The sequence below is a fragment of the uncultured Roseibium sp. genome (assembly GCF_947494555.1).
Taxonomy (GTDB): Bacteria; Pseudomonadota; Alphaproteobacteria; order Rhizobiales; family Stappiaceae; genus Roseibium.
The window spans coordinates 68070-89308 of record NZ_CANLVF010000008.1 but is presented as its reverse complement, the minus strand read 5'-3'; the positions used below and the strand labels follow the sequence as shown (position 1 = coordinate 89308).

Sequence of the window (21239 nt, the reverse complement as noted above, 5' to 3'; positions counted from 1 at the left end):
CCGGGTGGAAAAGGTCAGATGTCCGGCCCGCCAAGCCGTCCTTCTGTCGAGGGATCAATTTCATTCCGCAATGCCTCCAGCGCACGCATCCGTTCCTGCGCGTTTTGCTGGTTCTGGCGCGTAACACCTGCAATCAGCACTTCCGCAATGGCCATCAGCGAAAGGGACGAATCCCAGGGTGAGGGGACTGCGACTCTTGCCGGAAGAACAAAGCTTGCGATGCGGCCGACAGGCGACATCCAGCTATCTGTAACAAGGGCCACCGTTGCTCCCTGTTTTCCGGCAGCTTCGGCGAACTGGATGATTTCCGTCTGGTAGCGGCGGATATCGAACACAAGAACAACGTCCTTGGGGCCGATGCCCAACAGCTGATCCAGCCAGTTGCCCTGTTGCCCGGCGATATGATTCACGCCGGAACGTACAATACGCAGGTGCGCTGCCGTGTATCTCGCAAGCCCGTCGGTGAACCGTCCGCCGATCAGGTGCACGGTCTTCTTCTCGTCCGACAAGAGGCGGATCAAACCGTCAAGTTCGCCCTTGGGAAGATGCTCAAAGGTCTCCCGGACGTTTTCCAGCAACTGGCTGACATGCGGATCGCCACTGGTCTGTTCGCCAAGCGTCGTGCTTCGAGCCAGCGGCGAGTTCAGCTGGCTTTCCAGTTCGTTTCTCAGTTTTTTCTGAAACTCTGAAAAGCCTGGAAATCCAAGCCGTCCGACAAATCGAAGGATCGTCGGAGAACTCACCCCGGCGGCTTCGGCAAACTGCGCCACGGTACCCAGACCCTGTACCGGATAATTCGCCATCAGGGCATGCGCTGCTCTTTTTTCGGTGCTTGTGAACTCGTCCAGGCGGTCGCGAATATCTTCCAGAAGTGGGCGTTCCATGTGTTTTGCCTGCTTGTGTCCCCGTCGTCTTATTTTCATTTGACAGCGGCATCGATCTGCGTATCAAATATTACAGAACTTAACTCAATCAGCAATCCTGTAATAAACATTACAAAGTGCTGTGTTGGCACTTCAAGGGGAACAAGCATGGGAGCAAGCCCTCAAAACGGCGACTTCGCCGGGGCTGTTGCAATTGCAAATTCGCGGGGGACGGGACCTTTCGTCTTCGTCTGCGACCATGCTTCCAATTTTTTTCCGCCGCCCTACGATCAGTGCCTGGGCATTACAGATGCCGAGAAGCGCGCGCATATCTCGTGGGATCCGGGGGCCCTAGGTGTTGCGAAGGGGTTGTCCGAGCGCCTCGATTCCCCGTTGGTCCACACCACGATTTCGCGGTTGATCATCGACTGCAACCGCGAGGAAGACAGGGGAGACCTGATCCCCTCTTTGAGCGAAACCACCGAGATTTCTGGAAACAAGAATGTCTCTGATGACGAGAAATCCTTTCGTCTTGATCTGGTGCATCGCCCTTTTCATGACGCGATCGACAAGGTGATCAGCGAGCGGGAAGGCCGCGGATTGCCAACAGCGGTTGTCTCGATCCACTCCTACACGCCTGTCTACAAGGGACAGAGCCGGCCTTGGGAGATCGGCCTGATTTCGGACAGGGACAGACGGCTTGCCGAACAGGTGCTCGCAGATCTCAAGGAACTCGGCAGCCTGACAGTCGGAGACAATGAGCCTTATTCCCCGTCAGACGGCGTTTACTACACGCTCAGCAGGCACGGTGAAAACCGGAAACTGCCGTGCCTTATGGTGGAGATCCGCAATGACGAGATAACCACGCCGGAAGAAGAAGAGCGCTGGGCAGGTCTGCTGGCGCCGCTTCTGCAGAAGGCCATGCAGGCCAGCAACCCGGAACGCGGCGAAGCCGCTGCGGGAGGGGCCGATGCTTAAGGCCGCGCGGATCTATGTGCGCATCGTCGACAGTTTCAACCGCGGCCTTGGAAAGGTCATCATGTGGGGTGTCTTCGTCATGGCAGGCATCCTGCTCTGGTCGTCGATATCCAAGACCTTCTTCAATCCCTCGCTCTGGACACTTGAAGTCGCCCAGTTCGCGATGGTCGCCTATTACGTCCTCGGCGGACCCTATTCGATCCAATTGGGGTCCAACGTGCGCATGGATCTGTTTTACGCCGAGTGGAGCGTGAAAAAGAAAGCGTGGTTCGACGCTTTCACCGTACTCCTGCTGGTGTTCTATCTGTGTGTGCTCATCTACGGAGCACTGAATTCCTTTGCCTATTCACTCGGCTATTTCGGCAAGGAACCCTTCCAATTCTACATGGACCTGATCGGAGCCTTCTTGACCGGCGGCCCGGCCGGCGCGCAGGAAAAGCTCGGGTTTATCGAGCGCAGTCCGACGGCCTGGCGCCCCTATCTGTGGCCCGTGAAACTGATCATGATCCTTGGATTTTTTCTGATGCTTTTGCAGGTCCTTGCTGAGCTTTTGAAAGACATTGCCCGGATCAAGGGAGAGACGATCTGATGTCGTATGAGATGATCGCTCTTCTGATGTTCTCGTCGATGATGCTGATGCTCCTGACGGGGCAGCGGGTCTTCGGCGCCATCGGTGGTATCGCCTCCATTGCCGCGCTGCTGCTCTGGGGAACGGGCGGCGGTGACATTCCCTTCTCGGCGGCGATGAAGCTGATGAAGTGGTATCCGCTGCTGACGCTGCCGATGTTCATCTTCATGGGCTATATCTTGTCTGAGACCAAGATCGCCGACGACCTCTACAAGATGTTTCATGTCTGGATGGGGCCGGTGAACGGCGGGCTTGCCATCGGCACGATCCTCCTGATGGTGCTTATCTCGGCGATGAACGGTCTGTCCGTTGCCGGAATGGCGATCGGTGCGACAATCGCGCTGCCGGAACTGCTCAAACGCAAATATGACAAGCGCATGGTCACGGGGGTGATCCAAGCGGGGTCGTCGCTCGGGATCCTTGTGCCACCATCGGTCGTGCTGGTTCTTTACGCGATGATCGCGAGGGCACCTGTTGGCCAACTCTGGCTGGCGGGAGCCGTCCCGGGGCTGATGATGGCGGCGATGTTCGTTGTCTACATTGCGATCAGGTGCCGGATTCAACCCGAACTCGGACCGGCGCTGACCGAAGACGAACGCGAAGCATCCAAGGATAAGAAATACAAACTGCTGCTGGCCGGCATCCTGCCTATCGTCATCTTCGCAACGATGATGGTGCCTTTCGTCAACGGCTGGACCAGTCTGGTTGAAAGCTCGGCCATCGGTGCACTGACTGCCTTGCTTGCCGCGATTTTCCGGGGCCGGATGACCTGGGACATTCTCACTCTGTGCCTGAAGAACACGCTTGGTATTTCCTGCATGTTCATGTGGATCATCCTGGCTGCTCTCGGCTTCGGCGCGGTATTCGACGGGCTTGGCGCCGTCAAGGCAATCGAGAATCTTTTTACCGATCAGCTCGGCCTGTCGCCCTGGATGATCCTGATCCTGATGCAGCTGTCTTTCCTGGTCATGGGCACGTTTCTCGACGACACGGCAATGCTGGTGATCGTGGCGCCGCTCTATGTGCCGCTGGTTGCCACGCTGGACCTCGGCATGCCGCGCACGGATATCCTGATCTGGTACGGCGTCCTCTACACGATCACCACGCAGATTGCCTATATGACGCCGCCGTTCGGCTACAATCTCTTCCTGATGCGGGCAATGGCGCCCAAGGACATCACTATGCGGGACATTTATGGTTCGATCACACCATTTGTCCTGGTGATGGTCCTGGCGCTGGCGCTCGTGATGGCTTTCCCGCAGATTGCGCTTTGGCTGCCCGATCTGGTCTATGGCAGGTAGCGGTGCCATGCGGGACAATAAAAAGACTGTCCGGAGGAAACGGACTTTTGGCAGCGGTAAAACAGAACCGGAAAACGGTCGCACCGCATGGATTTTGTACTTGTAACTAGGGGAACCTGAGATGACCAACAGACGTGACTTTCTGAAAAAAGCCGGTGTCGGAACAGTTGCCGCCGCCGGAGCCACAACGCTCGCAGCACCCGCGGTGCACGGACAGTCGCCGATCAAATGGCGCCTGCAAACCTATGCCGGTCCGGCTCTCGCCGAGCATGTGATCAAGCCGCATATCGACGCCTTCAACAAGGCTGCGAATGGCGAGATGGAAATTGAACTCTTCACCGCCGACCAGCTTGTCCCGACCGGCGAGCTCTTCCGCGCGATGCAGCAGGGCACCATTGATGCTGTTCAGTCGGACGACGATTCCATGGCGTCACCGACCGAAGTCACCGTGTTCGGCGGATACTTCCCGTTCGCGTCCCGCTATTCGCTCGACGTGCCGGTGCTGTTCAACCAGTATGGCCTGAAGGAAATCTGGGAGGAGGAATACTCAAAGGTCGGCGTGAAACATATTTCCGCTGGTGCCTGGGATCCGTGCCACTTTGCAACCAAGGACCCGATCCGCTCTCTTGAAGACTTGCAGGGCAAACGCGTCTTCACCTTCCCGACAGCCGGCCGCTTCATGAGCCAGTTCGGTGTCGTACCCGTGACGCTTCCCTGGGAAGACATTGAAGTTGCCGTGCAGACAGGCGAACTCGACGGCATTGCCTGGTCCGGAATCACCGAAGACTACACGGTCGGCTGGGCGGACGTGACCAACTACTTCCTGACCAACAACATCTCCGGTGCCTGGGCCGGATCGTTCTTTGCCAACATGGAGCGCTGGAACGAGCTGCCCGATCATCTGAAGACCATGCTGCAGCTCGCCATGGACGCATCTCACTACTATCGCCAGTGGTGGTACTGGGGCGGTGAAGCGGCTCTGCGCGTCAACGGCACCAAGATGGAACTGACATCCATCCCGGATGCGCAATGGGCGACCGTTGAAGAAGCTGCTCTCGCTTTCTGGGACGAAATTGCGTCCGAGTCTCCCGTCAAGGCGAAGGTCGTCGAGATCTTCAAGAAGTACAACGCCGACATGCAGAAGGCTGGACGGCCATACCGCTACAGCTAACGACGCCGGTCGTGCCGAATGCTTTTCGGCACGGCCACGATTTACCGGCCCGTCAGGAAACTGCCGGGCCGGGCTCTTGACCAAGAAACACCGCCCAACACCGGATTGAGACAAAATGCCTGGCAACCTGACCTTTGACGCACTGAAGACGCTGGTGGCATCCGGCGAGATCGACACGGTGCTTGCGTGTATTGTCGACATGCAGGGACGGTTGATGGGCAAGCGCTTCCACGCCCAGCATTTCGTCGACACTGCCTATGAAGAAACGCATTGCTGCAACTATCTTCTGGCGACCGATCTCGAGATGTACACGGTGGAAGGTTACGCGGCGACGAGCTGGTCTGGCGGCTACGGCGACTACGTGATGAAGCCGGACCTGTCGAGCCTGCGGAAAGTTCCCTGGCTGGAAGCGACGGCGCTGGTGATGTGCGACGTCCAGGACCACCATACGCACCAAGATGTTCCGCACTCGCCCCGCGCGATGCTGAAGGCACAGGTTGCCCGGCTTGCGGACATGGGTCTGTCGCCGATCATGGCGACCGAACTTGAATTCTTCCTGTTCGAAAAGAGTTTCGACGAGATCCGAAAGGAAGGCTTCCGCGACCTTGCGCCGATCTCCGGCTACAACGAGGACTATCATATCCTGCAAACCACCAAGGAAGAGAACGTGATGCGGCCGGTCCGCAACGGCCTTTACGGTGCAGGTATTCCCGTTGAAAACACCAAGGGAGAGGCCGAGACCGGACAGGAGGAGCTGAACATCAAATACGCTCCGGCTCTGGACACCGCCGAGTATCACACGATCGCCAAACACGCCGTCAAGGAGATCGCCTGGGCGCAGGGACGCTCGGTCTCTTTCCTTGCCAAGTGGCGCAGCGACAAGGTCGGCTCGTCATCGCATGTACACCACTCGCTGTTCGACAAGAAGGGCAACAATGTCTTCTGCGATGACAAGGCAGAGCTGGGCATGTCGGAGACGATGCGTCACTACCTGGCCGGCATGATCAAATACGCGCCCGAATACACCTATTTCCTGGCGCCCTACATCAACAGTTACAAGCGGTTCCAGAAAGGGACCTTCGCGCCGACGAAAACCGTCTGGTCTGTTGACAACAGGACTGCGGGCTTCCGGCTGTGCGGCGAGGGGACCAAGGCGCTTCGTATCGAATGCCGCATCGGCGGGTCCGATCTCAATCCCTATCTTGCGCTGGCTGCCCTGATCGCAGCGGGCATCAAGGGGCTGGAAGAAAAACTGCCGCTCGATCCGCCGACGACCGGCGATGTCTATGAGAACCGGAAGGCGAAGGAAATCCCGCATACGCTCCGCGATGCACGCGAGACTTTGCGCAAGTCGAAGTTTCTGCGCGAAGCGTTCTCAGATGCGGTCATTGACCACTACGCCCGTGCGGCGGAATGGGAGATCGAGGAATTCGACCGCGTTGTAACGGATTATGAGATCGCTCGCGGATTTGAGCGGGCATAGGAATGCCAAAGGTTACCCTGACCCAGGCCTCATCCTGAGGAAGCGTGCAAGCGCTGTCTCGAAGGATGGGCGGCAGGTTCCGGACAAGTGGTCCATCCTTCGAGACGAACCTCTCGGTTCTCCTCAGGATGCGGGTTCGGGGTGGTCAGGACGAGGAAAACGAGAGCCAACCACTTTCAACACACCGCGCGCAAAGATGCGGCATGAGAGGTTTCAAATGTCAGATGTGATCAAGCTGATTTCCCCCGTTGACGGGTCGGTTTACGCCGAACGTCCCGCGCTCGACGAAGCCGGGGTCGAAAGGGCTGTTTCGGCGGCTAGAAATGCCGAGGCTTTCTGGGCGGCGACACCGATTGGCGAACGTGTCGCCTATTGCGAAAAGGCGCTGGAAGCGCTGAAGGCCATGAATGACGAGGTCGTGCCGGAGCTTGCCTGGCAAATGGGCCGTCCGGTGCGTTTTGGCGGGGAACTCGGCGGGACGATCGAACGCACCGAGTATTGTGCGTCCATCGCCGAAGATGCGCTGGCCGATATCGAGCGGACCGACAAACCGGGCTTCAAGCGGTATCTTAAGCGTGTGCCACTCGGCATCGTCATGGTCATAGCGCCGTGGAACTATCCCTTCATGACGGCCATCAACACGATCATGCCGGCGCTGATGGCGGGTAACGTGATCCTTTTGAAACATGCGGCGCAGACGCTTCTTGTCGGCGAGCGTCTTGCCAAGGCGTTCGAAATGGCGGGGTTGCCGAAAGGTGTCTTCCAGAACATCGTTCTGACCCATGCAGGCACCGAAAAACTGCTCGGCACCGGCCTGATCGATCATGTCAACTTCACCGGCTCTGTGGCTGGAGGCCGTGCGATAGAAAAGGCGGTTGCGGGAACATTCGCGACCTTGGGTCTGGAGCTTGGCGGCAAGGACCCGGCCTATGTGCGGGCGGACGCCGATCTCGACTATGCCATCGGCAACCTGGTCGACGGCGCGTTCTACAATGCCGGGCAGTGCTGTTGCGGTATTGAACGCGTTTATGTGCATGAGAGCCAGTTCGACAGGTTTGTCGACGGTTTTGTCGACCTGACAAAACAGTATCAGCTCGGCAACCCGCTGGACGAAACAACAACTCTTGGCCCGATGGCGCAAACCCGGTTCGCCGCCTGGGTGCGTGAGCAGACCGGCGAGGCCCTGCGCAAGGGCGCGAAAGCTCATATCGACGTGACGGCTTTTTCTGAAAACAAGGACGGTACGCCCTATCTTGCGCCGCAGGTTTTGACCGATGTGAACCACCAGATGTCGGTGATGCGCGAAGAGAGCTTCGGTCCGGTTGTCGGCATCATGAAAGTCAAGGACGACGAGGAAGCGCTGCAGTTCATGAACGACAGCCCGTACGGCCTGACGGCGTCGATCTGGTCAGAAGATGTCGAGGCGGCTGCCGAGATCGGCGACAGGATCGAGACCGGAACGGTCTTCATGAACCGCTGCGACTATCTCGATCCGGCGCTGGTGTGGACCGGCGTCAAGGATACCGGCAAGGGTGCGGCGCTTTCTGAAATCGGCTTTCACAACCTGACCCGGCCGAAATCCTTCCACTTCCGGGTGGAGCACTGAGGGGGAGAAGGAACCGACACCCTGCAGATCCTCTGCAATTGTCGTCCCGGCTGAAACGAAGTGGAAGGCCGGGATCCAGTAACCAACTCAGCCACCAAGCCTTGGATGGTATGAGCCGATGAATATCGGACCCCTGCCGGAGTTTATGCCCGCGAAAGCGGGTGCAGGGGTGACAAACGGTGGAGTGTTCGACCCCGATTTCAGGATGCGATCGCCCGCAAACTTAAGACTTTGAAGAACTCAAAACCAACGAGACACCCATGAGCTCACTTCCTTCCGTCAACTGGTCCTATCCGACGTCCGTCCGTTTCGGTGTTGGCCGTATCAAGGAGCTGCCGAAAGCCGTTGAGGCTGTCGGCATGACCAATCCGCTTCTCGTGACCGACCCGGGCCTTGCAGGTCTTCCGATGGTCGCGGACGCGATTGCAAGCCTAAAGGCGTCCGGTCTCTCGGCTGCCGTTTTCTCGGACGTCAAGCCGAACCCGGTCGACAGCAACATTGCGGCGGGCGTTGCAGTCTTCAGGGAAGGTGGTCATGACGGTGTTATTGCGTTCGGCGGCGGGTCCGGTCTCGATGCTGGCAAGCTGATTGCGTTCATGGCCGGGCAGACGCGGCCGATCTGGGACTTTGAGGACATCGGTGACTGGTGGAAACGTGCCGATTCAGATGGCATTGCGCCAATCATCGCTGTTCCTACAACAGCCGGTACCGGGTCCGAAGTCGGGCGCGCCGGTGTTGTCACGAACGAGGCAACGCATACCAAGAAGGTGATCTTCCACCCGAAAATGCTGCCTGAAATCGTGATCTGCGACCCGGAGCTCACAGTCGGCATGCCGCGTTTCATCACCATCGGCACCGGCATGGATGCACTGGCGCACTGCCTGGAGGCGTATTCGGCGCCGATGTATCATCCGATGTCGGAAGGCATCGCACTGGAAGGCATGCGGCTCGTTCTGGAGAACCTGCCGAAGGTCGCGGCCGACGGCTCGGATCTCGAAGCGCGCGGGCACCTTATGAGCGCCGCTGCGATGGGGGCGGTCGCCTTCCAGAAGGGTCTTGGGGCGATCCACTCGCTTTCCCATCCCGTCGGAGCGCTTTATGACACCCATCACGGCATGACAAATGCCGTCTTCATGCCCTACGTGATGCAGTACAACAGAGCGGCAATCGAACAGAAATTCGAACGGCTCGCCGGCTTCCTCGGAATTTCAGGCGGCTATCAGGGCGTTCTCGACACGGTGCTGAAGCTGCGCAGCGACCTCGACGTGCCGCATACGCTTGCGGGCCTGAATGTCGATGACAGCAAACGCGATCTGATCGCCGAAATGGCTATTGTCGATCCGACTGCCGGTGGCAATCCGGTTGAGCTGACAAAGGCCGGTGCTCTGGAAATTTTCGACAAGGCGCAGAGTGGTGCGGTTTAGGCTGTCATTCTAAGCAAGTGGGAAAGTTCCCCTCCTAAGTACATATCCGCGCAAAAGATCCCAGGTCAATTGCGCGGAACATTGCATTGAGCCCTCAGCACTGTAAGACTAACGTAACGGACGCAGACTATGTGTAGCGTTGACGTCAGATTGAAGTGAGGGGACCTGATCATGACGGTTGCTCGGGTTGTTTCTTTTTTCCTGTGCCTCGTGTGTCTTGTGTTCTCCATGCAGGCGGCGAACGCACAAACGAACTTTTTCGAACCGGGATGGACGCTGCAGCCCGAAGCGTCGACCGTGCGTTTTCAATCGGTGAAAAATCTCACAAAAGTTGAGTCGAGCGGGTTCGTTCAGTTTCAGGGAAAGATTGAAGCGGACGGCGAAGCCGAAATCCGAATCTTCCTCGATTCCGTCGACACCAAGATCGATCTTAGAAACGTGCGCATGCGTTTTCTATTTTTTGAAACTTTCGAGTTTCCGGAAGCTTTGATTTCCGCAAAAATAGACCCTGCGGCTCTCACTGATCTGGCGAAACTGAGACGGAAGATCATACCGTTCAACTTCGATCTTCAGCTGCATGGCGTGACGAAGTCTCTTGAAACCGAGGTGGCGGTCACGCTTGTTGGTGAGGACATCGTCGCGGTTTCCTCGACCGCACCTATTTCAATAGCAGCCAATGACTTCAATCTTGATGGCGGCATCAAGAAGCTGGAAGAAGCGGCGAATGTCGCCATTGTACCTTCTGCAACCGTCACATTTGACTTCCTGTTTTCGAAGAATACGGGCCAGAAGATTGCAGAGGAAACAAGACCTGAGGTCACCGAAGCAGCGGCCACGGCAATTGAACCGGAAGGAAATCTGGACGAGGAAGCCTGCAAGGGACGTTTTGAAATCCTGTCACGGACAGACAATATCTATTTTGACAGCGGCAGTTCCAGCCTGGACGCACGCAGTGCACCACTTCTCGACAGTCTGGTCGATATTATTGTCCGATGCCCGGACCTCAAGATCGAAGTCGGCGGACACACGGACAGCGTCGGCAGCGCGGCGGGCAACCAGCGTCTGTCGGAACGGCGGGCAGCGGCGGTGGAAGCCTACATCTCCAATCAAAATGTGTCTGAGACCAGGATAACGAGCGTCGGATATGGCGAGACCAGACCGGTTGCCTCCAACGACACACCTGACGGCAAACGCCGCAACCGCCGTATCGAGTTCACCGTTGTCGAATAAGATCAAGTTTCGCTGGACAATTCTGTTCATTCTGCCCGTTCTGTTTTTGGTTTCGCAGGTTCGGGCGGACGACGATGATCCGCGTCTGGCGCTGGTTGTAGGCAACTCGGCCTATACGCATGTGACACCGCTCGACAATCCGAAGAACGACGCCGTGCTCATGGCAGAATCGCTCGAGGCCGTCGGTTTTGACGTCATGCTGGTGACGGATGCTTCGCGTGACGAACTCACGCGGGCCATTGCCGATTTCGGACGGAAGCTGCGGGAAGCGGACGACGACGCGACGGGCCTCTTCTACTATGCAGGACATGGCGTGCAGTCATTCGGTGACAACTTCCTGCTTCCTGTCGACGTCAATCTATCCGACGCCGCCGATCTCAGCCTGGTCGCTGTGCCGGCGCAAGCGCTGCTGCGCCAGATGTTCTCTGCGAACAATCAGACAAATATCGTCATCCTTGACGCCTGCCGCGACAATCCCTTTGTCGCAATTCCCGACCTCAACGAAAATGGCCTCGCGGAAATGAAGGCGCCGCGCGGCACTTTCCTGGCATATTCCACGGCGCCGGGAGAGGTCGCGCTGGACGGAACGGGGGGCAACAGTCCGTTCACCGGCTCACTTGCGCGTCGGATGTCGACACCTGGCCTACCCATCGAGACGCTGTTCAAGAATGTACGCCTTGATGTTCTGGCAGCAACCAATGGTGTCCAGACGCCCTGGGACACGTCGTCCATGACCGCGAATTTTCAATTTGTCCCCGCCGTCATGCCGTCTCCTGCAGAGATACAGGAACGCCAGCTTTGGGAAACCGTGAAATTGAGCAAAGACCCAATTCAGGTCATGCTCTTTTTGCGAGCCAATCCCACCAGCCGGTTTGCTGGAGAAGCACGCTCTTTGCTGCAGGATCTTGTCTCCAGCGAGATGCAGGAAACCGCTTCAACCGATGAGCCTGAGGTTGCCGCAAAAGCGCCGGTTTCTGTCGATCCCAGTGATGCGGAGCGGAACCTGATCGAGGCGGCGCGAAAGTCCGGCGCTGTGGAAGATTATCAAGCTTACCTGGACACCTATCCAGATGGGAGTTTTGCAGAACTTGCTCGTCTTGAACTTCAGACGATTAATCAAAACGAACCGCGAACGGACCCCATCGCTGATCCTGTGATCCCGGTTGAACCGGCTCCCGAGCCTGCTGACGATGGCAACACGGGCGGCCTTCCGGATGTGGTTGCATTCAATGTTCCACTTGGGGCAGGTGATCCGGACATTGCCACAAGGAGCCTCTCAGATCTTCTTTCTGTGAGCCCCAGATTCCCTCCGATCGAGGGACTGCCAGAGGCGGCATGGAAGGACAAGACCTGCGCTTCGTGCCATCAGTGGGAGCAGGCCAATCTGTGCACACAGGCAAAGACCTACATGGATGACGGGACAAGAGCGCTTTCCAAGGAGCACCCCTTCGGCGGTGTGTTCAAGCAACTGCTGCGGATCTGGGCCGAAGGTGGCTGCCAATAAAGGATTGATCCGCTTACCTGGAGAGCTGAGCTCATCAACATCAGATCTTGAACACCGGTTACCAAAGGAATTTGTTCGGGGCCAATTCTGGAACGTGCGCCATGTCAACGCACGCGCTTTGGCAACAGGTGGAGAATTGACCAAGGAGTGACCCGCCCCAGCAAGGACACGTCCTGGGATTAAGCAGGCTTGTTTGCCATTCGTATCTGCCGCCGAAAAGCACCGCGGCGCCATTGCGTGAAATCGTCTGTATAGAGCGTTGCCACCAGGTTCTGGAACCTGTCTTCAAGCTCATCGACCGTCATGTGGTCGGGCCTGACATTGACATCAAAGAGCGTGCAGGTTTCCCAGGCATTTGCGCGAATGAGGCGTCCTTCCGACTTTAACCGGTCATAGAGCGGGGTTCCGGGGAAAGGGGTTTGCACCGTCACCTGTACATCATAAAGACCGCTTTCCCTGACGAAGCGGGTCACATCGTCAAAACTCTCCTCGGTTTGCCCGTCGAGCCCCAGAACGAAGCATCCGTTCACAGTGATGCCGTGTTCCTGAATCCTGTGAACCGCTTCGAGATACGTGTCGGCGCGCTTGGCCTTCCAGTTGGCTTTCTGCTCGATCCCGTCCAGAACCGTCTTGTCGGTCGCCTCAAGTCCGATCAAAAGCTGACTGCACCCGGCATCGCGCAGCATGGCAAGGAGATCCGGATCATCTGCAACCGACACATCCGTCTCCGTGAACCAGCGGATGTTCTCGCCCGCGAGCGCTTTTGCCAACCGTTTCGCATGGGCTTTGTTGGCGAAGGTGTTGTCGTCGGCGAACTCGATAAACGGCTTTGGCCATATGGTTTTGATCCGGCGGATCTCTGCAATGACTTTTTCGACCGGTTTGGTCTTGAATTTCGGTGAAATTCGGATCGAAGAGGCACAGAAGTCGCAGGAGAGCGGGCAGCCGCGCTGGGTCTGGACCGTGAGTCGGTTGTAGCGATCAATGTCAAGCAGTTCGAACGCGGGCATGGGTGCATGCTGCAGGTCGAAGGAACCTGAACGGGCATCATAGACCGGCTTCAGACCGGCGTTTTTAAGGTCTTCGATAACTTGCGGCCAGACAGGCTCCGCCTCGCCGAGCGCAATAGCGTCGGCGTGTAGCGCGGCTTCCTGCGGACAGGCCGTGACATGCAACCCACCCAGGATGACCTTGGTTCCTTCGCGGCGGTAACGATCTGCAAGCTTATAGGCGTCCTTTATCTGGGCGGAATAACTTGAGATCGCGACAGCATCAAAGTCACCGGGCAACTCGTCCAAACCGGCGAGGTCCGCGACCTCAAGGTAGCGGACATTGATATCGGACGGTGTCAGACCCGCGAGGGTCAAGAGGGCGAGGCTTGGCAGCGACGCGATCACCTTGCTGCGTTCCACAAATCCCGGCAGCGTCAGGCCCAGTTGCATCAGGCCCTGGTTCTGGGCCCGGACGCCGCTCATGGCGATCAGGCCGAGCCTCATATGGAAGATTTCCGCAAATGAATACGGGCGACCAGAAACAAATACATGATCAGGAGAACCGGCGCTGCGAGCATGGAGAATAGCGTGATCGATGCCAAGATGCCGAAGGCCGCGTCATTGGACGTTGGCTCCCGAATTCCACCCATGACGTTAAAGACTGCCTGTTCAAGGTTGAGGATCGTCAACGTTGTCACAATGAGCACGAGCGGCAGAAGCGTTGCAACGACAACTGCGACGGTGGAGAGTTTACCCACCCGCCGAAGAAAGACCGCGAACAGGACTACCCGCCACGCGGCAACGATCAGGAGAAACCAGACATTTGCCATCTGGGCCGAGGAGAGCGACATAAACCGCTCGACCGGAATGGCATAGAGGAGCGCTGGCAGCGAGGTCAGGGTGATGAAGATCAGAATGTTGCGGTAGCTGAGATTTTGCGGTTTGAGCGGGGCGGAAATGGCCCAGACAATGGCCGCCAGGACAAAAACATATCCAAGTGAGCCGAGGCCCGCATACTGCCACAACTCCGCATTCGGGTGATCCCAGTACCGGCCAATGCCGACGAGCCAGGTGGTGAAGAGACCCCAACCGAGATAGATGTGCCAATGCTCTGCAAGCGATGGCCTGAAGGCTCTGAAGGACAAGAGCCGGGCCTGGTCGGCCAACACGCGCAAAAAAATGTTCAAATGCCAGCCTCCGTTCGGGCCTTTCAAATAGAACCCCAGCTGAGATGCAATTCGAAACACCACTATCTTATTTCATTCTTTGACGGCCCATTTCAACATGTGTTGGCGCAGTCAGGTCGTGCAAAAAAAACGCGCCACAATGTGGCGCGATTTTTTTGGATGTGGGCGTGGTTCGCCCGCATGGTTTTTTTGAGGATCAGGCGTTCTGCTGCTTTTCGATGAGTTTCAGCATGGCGACCATAACGATGCCGTAGAGCACGTGACCGACCAGAGCGACCCAGACAATGCCGGAGAAGTTCAGGAAGAACGGCAGGCCTGCGAGAGATGTGATGCCACCGATGGCGAAGACCCAGAGACCGAAGCCATAGATTGCGGAGGGGAGGAACCAGTGGGTGTTGCCGACAACGCGTTGCCAGATCGGTGCGAAGATGAACATCCAGCCGATCGGATACCCGATAAGACCGACCACATAGAAGTGTACGAAATAGCCGGCAAAGGCAGTGTTCGGCAGCCCGAGGGAGCCGAGCAGGCTTTGAGCCAGACCATGCGGGGAGAGTTTTGCATAGCCGAGCGCCGGGCTGATCACCTGACCCCAAAGGTCAAACGCGACCGTTGCGAAAAAGCCCGAGACAAACATCAGTCCGAGAGTTGCAAAGTTGATGGAGGGCAGCGCGCCGACCAGCCGGTTTTCAGAAGTAAGTGCCATCATGTTCATTAGCCTTCCAGATTAAAATCTTGTTGCGTCCTTTATTTGGGAAGGCATTTGGTAACGTGCATTCAACTCGATGTTCTTCGTGTTGACGTTTACTTCAAGTTCAGGCGCGTCCGGATCACGGAAACGCCATTGGCGTGTGAACCCGGTGTGCTGCGATCAGCTATCGGCCACAATCGACTGCCAGCTGAGGTCAAACCGGTCAAGATACTTCTTGAGGCGGTCGGCATCGTTTCGGCTGGTTCGTGTCGCGCGGGAGGCCGCGAACAGCACTCTGCCCGCCGCACTCAGCGAGGGGCTCTTGCGGCAAACGCGGATGACATAGGCAAGCTGTACCCTGTCGAAGGCGTCAATGTCCCTGGTTCGGTTTCCGAGCAAGTCTTCCAAAAGGGCGTCATCCGGATTGGTTTCGGCGCTCATCCACTGACCTTCGAGGGCCTCAATCTCCTGATCCACGAGCGTCTGCGTGATGCGTCCGCGCGGGGCCAGAGTACACAGTCTTTGAACCGAAGCGCCCAGATCGCGAAAGTTTCCCGGCCAGGGCGTTGCCGGAGACATGGCGAAATCGAGATAGCGCGCACGCGCATCAGCGTTGAAGCCGACCCGGTTGCCGAGCAGTTTTTCAGACCGGTTGAGTTCAAACTCGATATTGGGTTCGACATCCTCGCGGCGCTCGGTAAGCGAGGGCAGTCGGAATGTCCAGAGGTTCAGGCGCGCGTAAAGATCCGGCCGGAACTTTCCCTCAGAGACAAGTAACCCGAGGTCGCGATTGGTTCCGGCAATGAGCTGGAACCGGCTGGTGATTTCATGATCGGATCCGACGGGCAGGAATCGACCGGTCTCGACGGCATGGAGGATCATCGCCTGCTCATCAAGGCCGAGTTCGTTGATCTCGTCCAGAAACAGAACGCCGCCATCGGCTTCGCGCAGCAGGCCCCGCCTGTCCGGGCTACCGGTTCCCATGGTCCCACGGCGGTGACCGAAGAGGCTCGACATGGCGCGCTCGCCTTTTAATGTGGCGCAGTTCACATGAACCAGCCTGCCCTTTACCCGGCGGCGTTGCAGCTTGAGTTCGTAAATGCGTTCTGCCAGTTCGCTCTTGCCCGTTCCCGTGTCCCCGAGCAAAAGCAGAGGCGCATCCGAGTTTGTAGCCACCAGCTCTATGCGTTCTATCAGGCTGTTGAAGGCCGGGTTGCGGGTTTCGATTCCGGCTTTCAGGAGCGCGTTGTATTCTTCTGCAATGAGATCGAAGCGCTGCTGCAGGGCGTCGTAGCGCGACAGGTCAAGGTCGACGATGTTGTAGCGGCCGTTGACCTCGCTGTCCTCGCCGCGCGGCGGTGATGTCTGCACCAGCTTGGCCGGAACGTGACGGGATTCCGTCAGCAAGAACCAGCAGATCTGGGCAACGTGTGTCCCCGTTGTCAGATGGACGAAATAATCCTCCCTGTCCTCGTCGAAACCATACTCGCGCGCGAAGTCAAAAAGGGCCCCGTAAACTTCCTGGAAGTCCCAAGGATCGCGAAGGTCAACGAGCTGCAGCAGGACCTCTGTCGCCGGGCTTGCGTCCTCGATGTCGGCCTTGACGTTTTGCGCGAGGCGATGAAACGCCCTGTCATAAAGGAGTTCAATCCGGTGGACCGGAAAGCTGCCATGCTGGGTCACGGCGATTGACGGACGCCAGCGGCGCTTTTTGCCGGCGTCCAGTTGAGTGCCGAGAAAGCCGATGACGACGTTCTTTTTCAATGAAGTATCCAGTTTTATAAATTCGTATCTAAGGATATAAGATAATTTCTTGCCTTGAATGTCAATATTCAAAAAATGATATTGAAATCAGTATCTTAATCGAAATTCGCTTTTTTGTTTTTCTGCACGCTTTGCTGATGCAATCTCCTTCTCAACACAGACACGAACACCAACGCCTTTCCAGGCACGGATTTGAGGAGCGAGACAATGGCGAACAAATCTCTGTTTGCATCCCAGCGTGGACGTTTTTCCGGCAAAGCCGACGCCAAGAACCTGGCTGGTGGCAAGGCCTACACATATGAAGACCGCCACAAGCTGGCGCAGCTGGCAGCGACGGGCTCTATCGGCGACACGTTCTACCAGTCCGCCGACCTCGAACTGAAGGCCGTTCTTGAAACGGCAGCAGCGGTTCCCGATGCGTTTCTGGCGAAGACGGCTGTCTACGCCCGCCAGAAAGGTAAGATGAAGGATCTGCCGGCCCTCTTGCTGGCGGTGCTGACATCGCGTGATCCGCAGCTGTTGGCGAAGGCCTTTCCGCATGTCGTGACCGACGGGAAAATGCTGCGCAACTTCGTGCAGATCCTGCGGTCCGGTCAGACAGGACGCAAGTCGCTCGGGACCAGGCCGAAAGCACTGGTGCGCGGTTGGCTGAATGCGGCAACGGATTACCAGTTGCTACAGGCAAATATCGGAAAGGACCCGTCGCTTGCCGATGTCATCAAGATGGTGCACCCGAAACCGCGCGATTCGGAGCGTGACGCTCTCTTCGCCTGGTTGATCGGCAAGCCGTGCGATGTCGAAAAGCTGCCGGAGCAGGTCCGCGACTATGTGGCCTTCCTGGAGAACCCGAAGGGCCGCGACGTACCGGACGTTCCGTTCCAGATGCTGACGCATCTGCCGCTTTCCAGGAAAGACTGGACGAAGCTGGCAGAACGCGGAAGCTGGAACATGGTGCGCATGAACCTGAACACCTTCCTGCGCCACGGCGTCTTTGAAGACGAACGGTTCAAAAGGACACCGGCGGTCGGCATCGTTGCTGAGATCCTGAAGGATCCGAAGCGTATCAGGAAGGCTCGCGCCTTTCCGTATCAGCTGCTCACGGGGTTTCAGGCACTGTCTGAGGATATGCCGTCCGAAATCCGCGAGGCAATGCACGAAGCGCTGGAAATCTCGGTCGCCAACGTACCGGCCTTCAAGGGACAGGTCGTTGTGTGCCCGGACGTTTCCGGCTCCATGATCTCTCCGGTGACGGGGTACAGAAAGGGAGCGACAACCGAGACGCGCTGCGTCGATGTTGCGGCTCTTGTGTCCGCAGCCGTTCTGAGGCGAAACCGCGGGGCCACGGTCCTGCCGTTTGAAGTCAAGGTTCGGCCGGTCAAGTTGACGGGGCGAGACACCGTTATGACCAACGCCAAAAAGCTCACCGAGCAGTGGGGTGGCGGGACGAACTGTGCAGCGCCGCTGGCGTGGCTGAACGCAAAACGCCGGGCACCGGATCTGGTGATCCTGGTATCCGATAACCAGTCCTGGGCGGGCGTCCAGGATCGGCACGGAACCGGCGTGATGCGTGAATGGGAAGCGCTGAAAAGGCGTAACCCGGATGCCAAGCTGGTGTGCATCGATATCGCGCCTTACGGCACAAGCCAGGCCAAGTCGCGGCCGGATATCCTCAACATCGGGGGCTTCTCCGATGCGGTGTTCGACCAGATCGCGGCCTTTGCCAAGGGGACGATGACTGCGGACCAGTGGGTCGGAGAGATCGAAGCGATCGATCTGACCTGACGTATACGACCGCGGCGGGCCATCCGCCTGCCGCGGTTCAGGGAAGATCCGGCGAATGCCGAAGGAACTACATTGCTCCAACAATGGGATCAAGTCTGAGCGGGTTCGACTCCCCTCCAGATCAGCGGACATCCAATCGGAACCGATGGGATGCCCATAAGCTGACCGGCCTTAACGGGTCGATCAACTTGTCTGCGCTTTGTGAGCACAGGTTGATCGCAGCATGCGCTCTTAGGCTCGAGCGGGACTCCCAGGTTTCTTCACTTTTGTCGCCTGGTCTTTCCAGAGAGTTTAATGCGAGGCGGATGCCGATGGAATTACATTGTTACCTCCGGAAATGCGTGGGTCGGGCCACGCCTTCGCGAGATCGCGATGTCGTCTAACGAGGAAAGGCAACGGAGCTGATTTCATCACCGACTTGCCGCCGCAGAAATTGACCGGTCAGGGCGAATGCCTGCAGAACTACATCGACTCAGGATCGCCAGGTTGCGGGTTCGAATCCCGCCGCTGCAACCAACTGATGCAGCGTAGCTCAACGGATAGAGCAGGAGTGTTTTGCACCCACCTTGTCGTCCTGACCGGACTGACGTTAGCGCCGGTTTGAAGCCGGACACGTAGGAGACTTGAGAACAGAATTTGAACGCGGCGGATGCCGGCAGGACTACATTCTTGTCCAGAGTGTCTTGTCATCACTTTGCCGCCGCAAGGGAAAACCGGTCAGGGCGAATGCCTGCGGAACTACATCGATCTTTAATCGCCAGGTTGCGGGTTCGAGTCCCGCCGCTGCAACCATCTGATGCAGCGTAGCTCAATTGGTAGAGCAGGAACGTTTCGCACCCACCTCGTCGCCTTGACCGGACTTTGGAATTTTAAAACGGTGACTTTGAATGCGGCTTTGCCGCTAAATCGGGGATGCCGGCAGGATTACAGGTAGACGCCTCCCGGCGCGGCCGGGAGGGGAGGCGCGACAGTGCTTCCCGTGCCAGTTCAAACCTGGCCCGGAGCGATCCGGTGGCGGAAAGAAGATCTTGCCAGACCTTGCCCCGCACAGCCTGGCGGATGCCGGCGGGAGTTCGTTTCTGACGATATTCCGCGACACGATTGCCGCCAGGCGGGTATGAAGGAAGAAGACAATGACGATTGAGACGGAAATGACACAGCTGACCAGCGCAATGCTGACCGAGTGGGGCCACGCAGAAGGCAAGGCCTTTGGTGCTGCCCTCAGGGACGGTCAGGCTGCGCTTGATCAGGGTGCGCCGCTTGAGGATGTGCGTCAGATGCTGGAAGGCTACAAGCCGGCCCCAGTTCTGCCGCTGGCTGCTTCCGGAGAAAAGCCGTTTCACGTCAACCTGGACGCGGAGGGCGAGGACGAAGAAGCGAACTTGAAGGCGGTCAAGCATCACATGACCGAGCTGATGCGTACGCCGACGGTCGAAGCCGGCGCGATCATGCCGGATGCCTGTCCGGCAGGTCCACTCGGGACGATCCCGGTCGGCGGTGTCGTTGCGGCCCGAAACGCCATCCATCCGGGAATGCACAGCGCCGACATCTGCTGCTCAGTTATGATGACGGAGTTCGAGAACGCTGATCCGAAAACCGTTCTGGATGCGGCGCATTCTGTGACGCATTTCGGCTCGGGTGGTCGTGCCAACGGCAAGCGTTTCACCATGTCCATGGACCTTTACGACCAGTTCCGCGGGAACCGGTTCCTGAACGATCCGAAGATCCTGCGCATGTCGCAGGAGCATCTGGGGACGCAGGGCGACGGCAACCATTTCTTGTTTGTTGGCGTTTCGAGGAACACTGGGAAAACCGCGATGGTGACCCACCATGGATCGCGCGGACCGGGGGCGGTTCTCTACAAGATCGGCATGAGCGTTGCGGAAAAATATCGCAGGAAGCTGTCGCCGAAGACCTTGAAGCAGAACGCCTGGATCCCGTCCGAGAGCGAGGAAGGCAAAGCCTATTGGGAAGCCTTGCAGCTGATCCGCAAGTGGACCAAGGCCAACCACAACGCGCTGCATCAGGCAACGGTCGAGGTGAGCGGGACCACCCACTCGGACCGTTTCTGGAACGAGCATAACTTCGTGTTCGAGCGTGACGGTCTGTTCTATCACGGCAAGGGGGCGACTCCGGCCTGGGACGGATACGCATCCGATGCGACGGGACTGACATTGATCCCGCTGAACATGGCAGAGCCGGTTCTGGTCGTGCGCGGCAAGGATGCAGGTCATGCGCTGGGGTTCTCGCCGCATGGCGCGGGGCGCAACTTCTCGCGCTCCGAACACAAGCGCCGCTCGCTCGGCAAGACGCCGGAAGAGATGCTGAAGCAGGAAACGGAAGGTCTCGATATCCGTTTCTTCGAGGAGAAGATCGACGTCTCCGAACTGCCGTCCGGCTACAAGAAGGCCGATGCGGTTGTCGCCCAGATCAAGAAATACGATCTGGCCGATATCGAGGACTATATCGATCCGTTCGGCTGCATCATGGCCGGCGATATCGATCCGTTCTGGAAGAAGAGAAAGGGAGCAAGGCGGTAATCCGCCTTGCTTGATTCAGGCGCTGATTTCACATGCCGCAGTTGAATAGTCGTGACATTTTCGACTGTCAGCGGGCCTGGCTTTCAAAGTCTATG

General features: G+C 57.7%; 16 protein-coding genes. 11 read left to right on the top strand and 5 right to left on the bottom strand.

Features of this window, described 5'->3' with window-relative positions; translation table 11 throughout:
* Window positions 1-14: 14 nt before the first annotated feature.
* A complete protein-coding gene (locus tag Q0915_RS29560) occupies window positions 15-884 on the bottom strand; it encodes a MurR/RpiR family transcriptional regulator (RefSeq protein WP_299483929.1) in 870 nt (289 codons plus the stop codon).
* A gap of 147 nt (window positions 885-1031) precedes the next feature.
* On the opposite strand from Q0915_RS29560, the gene Q0915_RS29555 reads away from it, so the two are divergent.
* From Q0915_RS29555 to Q0915_RS29515, 9 genes are all read left to right on the top strand, one after another.
* Entirely contained in the window at window positions 1032-1841 is an 810-nt protein-coding gene (locus Q0915_RS29555) for an N-formylglutamate amidohydrolase (RefSeq protein ID WP_299483928.1), read from the top strand.
* Window positions 1834-2430, top strand: a complete 597-nt coding sequence (locus Q0915_RS29550) for a TRAP transporter small permease subunit (RefSeq protein WP_299483927.1) — start codon at window positions 1834-1836, stop codon at window positions 2428-2430. Before Q0915_RS29555 ends, Q0915_RS29550 begins: the two co-directional genes overlap by 8 nt.
* Complete coding sequence (locus tag Q0915_RS29545) at window positions 2430-3770, top strand: TRAP transporter large permease subunit (RefSeq protein WP_299483926.1); 1341 nt, start codon at window positions 2430-2432, stop codon at window positions 3768-3770. The genes Q0915_RS29550 and Q0915_RS29545 overlap by 1 nt, the downstream gene beginning before the upstream one ends.
* Before the next feature lie 121 nt (window positions 3771-3891).
* Window positions 3892-4941: a TRAP transporter substrate-binding protein gene (locus Q0915_RS29540; protein ID WP_299483925.1), complete on the top strand. Its 1050-nt coding sequence runs from the start codon at window positions 3892-3894 to the stop codon at window positions 4939-4941.
* A gap of 115 nt (window positions 4942-5056) precedes the next feature.
* The gene (locus tag Q0915_RS29535; protein WP_299483924.1) at window positions 5057-6424 is read left to right on the top strand and encodes a glutamine synthetase family protein; all 1368 of its coding nucleotides are present in this window, start codon (window positions 5057-5059) and stop codon (window positions 6422-6424) included.
* 217 nt (window positions 6425-6641) lie between these two features.
* Window positions 6642-8030 carry an aldehyde dehydrogenase family protein gene (locus Q0915_RS29530; protein ID WP_299483923.1) on the top strand — a complete coding sequence of 463 codons (1389 nt, stop codon included), beginning with the start codon at window positions 6642-6644 and terminating at the stop codon, window positions 8028-8030.
* Between the two features lie 260 nt (window positions 8031-8290).
* Window positions 8291-9454: an iron-containing alcohol dehydrogenase gene (locus tag Q0915_RS29525; RefSeq protein WP_299483922.1), complete on the top strand. Its 1164-nt coding sequence runs from the start codon at window positions 8291-8293 to the stop codon at window positions 9452-9454.
* A 171-nt stretch (window positions 9455-9625) separates the two neighbouring features.
* Complete coding sequence (locus Q0915_RS29520) at window positions 9626-10684, top strand: OmpA family protein (protein ID WP_299483921.1); 1059 nt, start codon at window positions 9626-9628, stop codon at window positions 10682-10684.
* The gene (locus tag Q0915_RS29515; protein ID WP_299483920.1) at window positions 10674-12188 is read left to right on the top strand and encodes a caspase family protein; all 1515 of its coding nucleotides are present in this window, start codon (window positions 10674-10676) and stop codon (window positions 12186-12188) included. Before Q0915_RS29520 ends, Q0915_RS29515 begins: the two co-directional genes overlap by 11 nt.
* A gap of 179 nt (window positions 12189-12367) precedes the next feature.
* On the opposite strand, the gene Q0915_RS29510 is transcribed toward Q0915_RS29515, so the two are convergent.
* From Q0915_RS29510 to rtcR, 4 genes are all read right to left on the bottom strand, one after another.
* The gene (locus Q0915_RS29510) at window positions 12368-13684 is read right to left on the bottom strand and encodes a radical SAM protein (protein ID WP_299483919.1); all 1317 of its coding nucleotides are present in this window, start codon (window positions 13682-13684) and stop codon (window positions 12368-12370) included.
* Window positions 13681-14367 (bottom strand): hypothetical protein, encoded by a 687-nt coding sequence (locus Q0915_RS29505; RefSeq protein ID WP_299483918.1) that lies wholly within the window; start codon window positions 14365-14367, stop codon window positions 13681-13683. The genes Q0915_RS29510 and Q0915_RS29505 overlap by 4 nt, the downstream gene beginning before the upstream one ends.
* A gap of 196 nt (window positions 14368-14563) precedes the next feature.
* Complete coding sequence (locus Q0915_RS29500; RefSeq protein ID WP_299483917.1) at window positions 14564-15082, bottom strand: hypothetical protein; 519 nt, start codon at window positions 15080-15082, stop codon at window positions 14564-14566.
* A gap of 156 nt (window positions 15083-15238) precedes the next feature.
* Window positions 15239-16822 (bottom strand): RNA repair transcriptional activator RtcR, encoded by a 1584-nt coding sequence (gene rtcR / locus Q0915_RS29495; protein WP_299483916.1) that lies wholly within the window; start codon window positions 16820-16822, stop codon window positions 15239-15241.
* A gap of 207 nt (window positions 16823-17029) precedes the next feature.
* On the opposite strand from rtcR, the gene Q0915_RS29490 reads away from it, so the two are divergent.
* Together Q0915_RS29490 and Q0915_RS29485 are read left to right on the top strand one after the other, a co-directional pair.
* Window positions 17030-18604, top strand: a complete 1575-nt coding sequence (locus tag Q0915_RS29490; protein ID WP_299483915.1) for an RNA-binding protein — start codon at window positions 17030-17032, stop codon at window positions 18602-18604.
* A 1133-nt stretch (window positions 18605-19737) separates the two neighbouring features.
* A complete protein-coding gene (locus tag Q0915_RS29485) occupies window positions 19738-21144 on the top strand; it encodes an RtcB family protein (RefSeq protein WP_299483914.1) in 1407 nt (468 codons plus the stop codon).
* The last annotated feature ends 95 nt before the right edge of the window (window positions 21145-21239 follow it).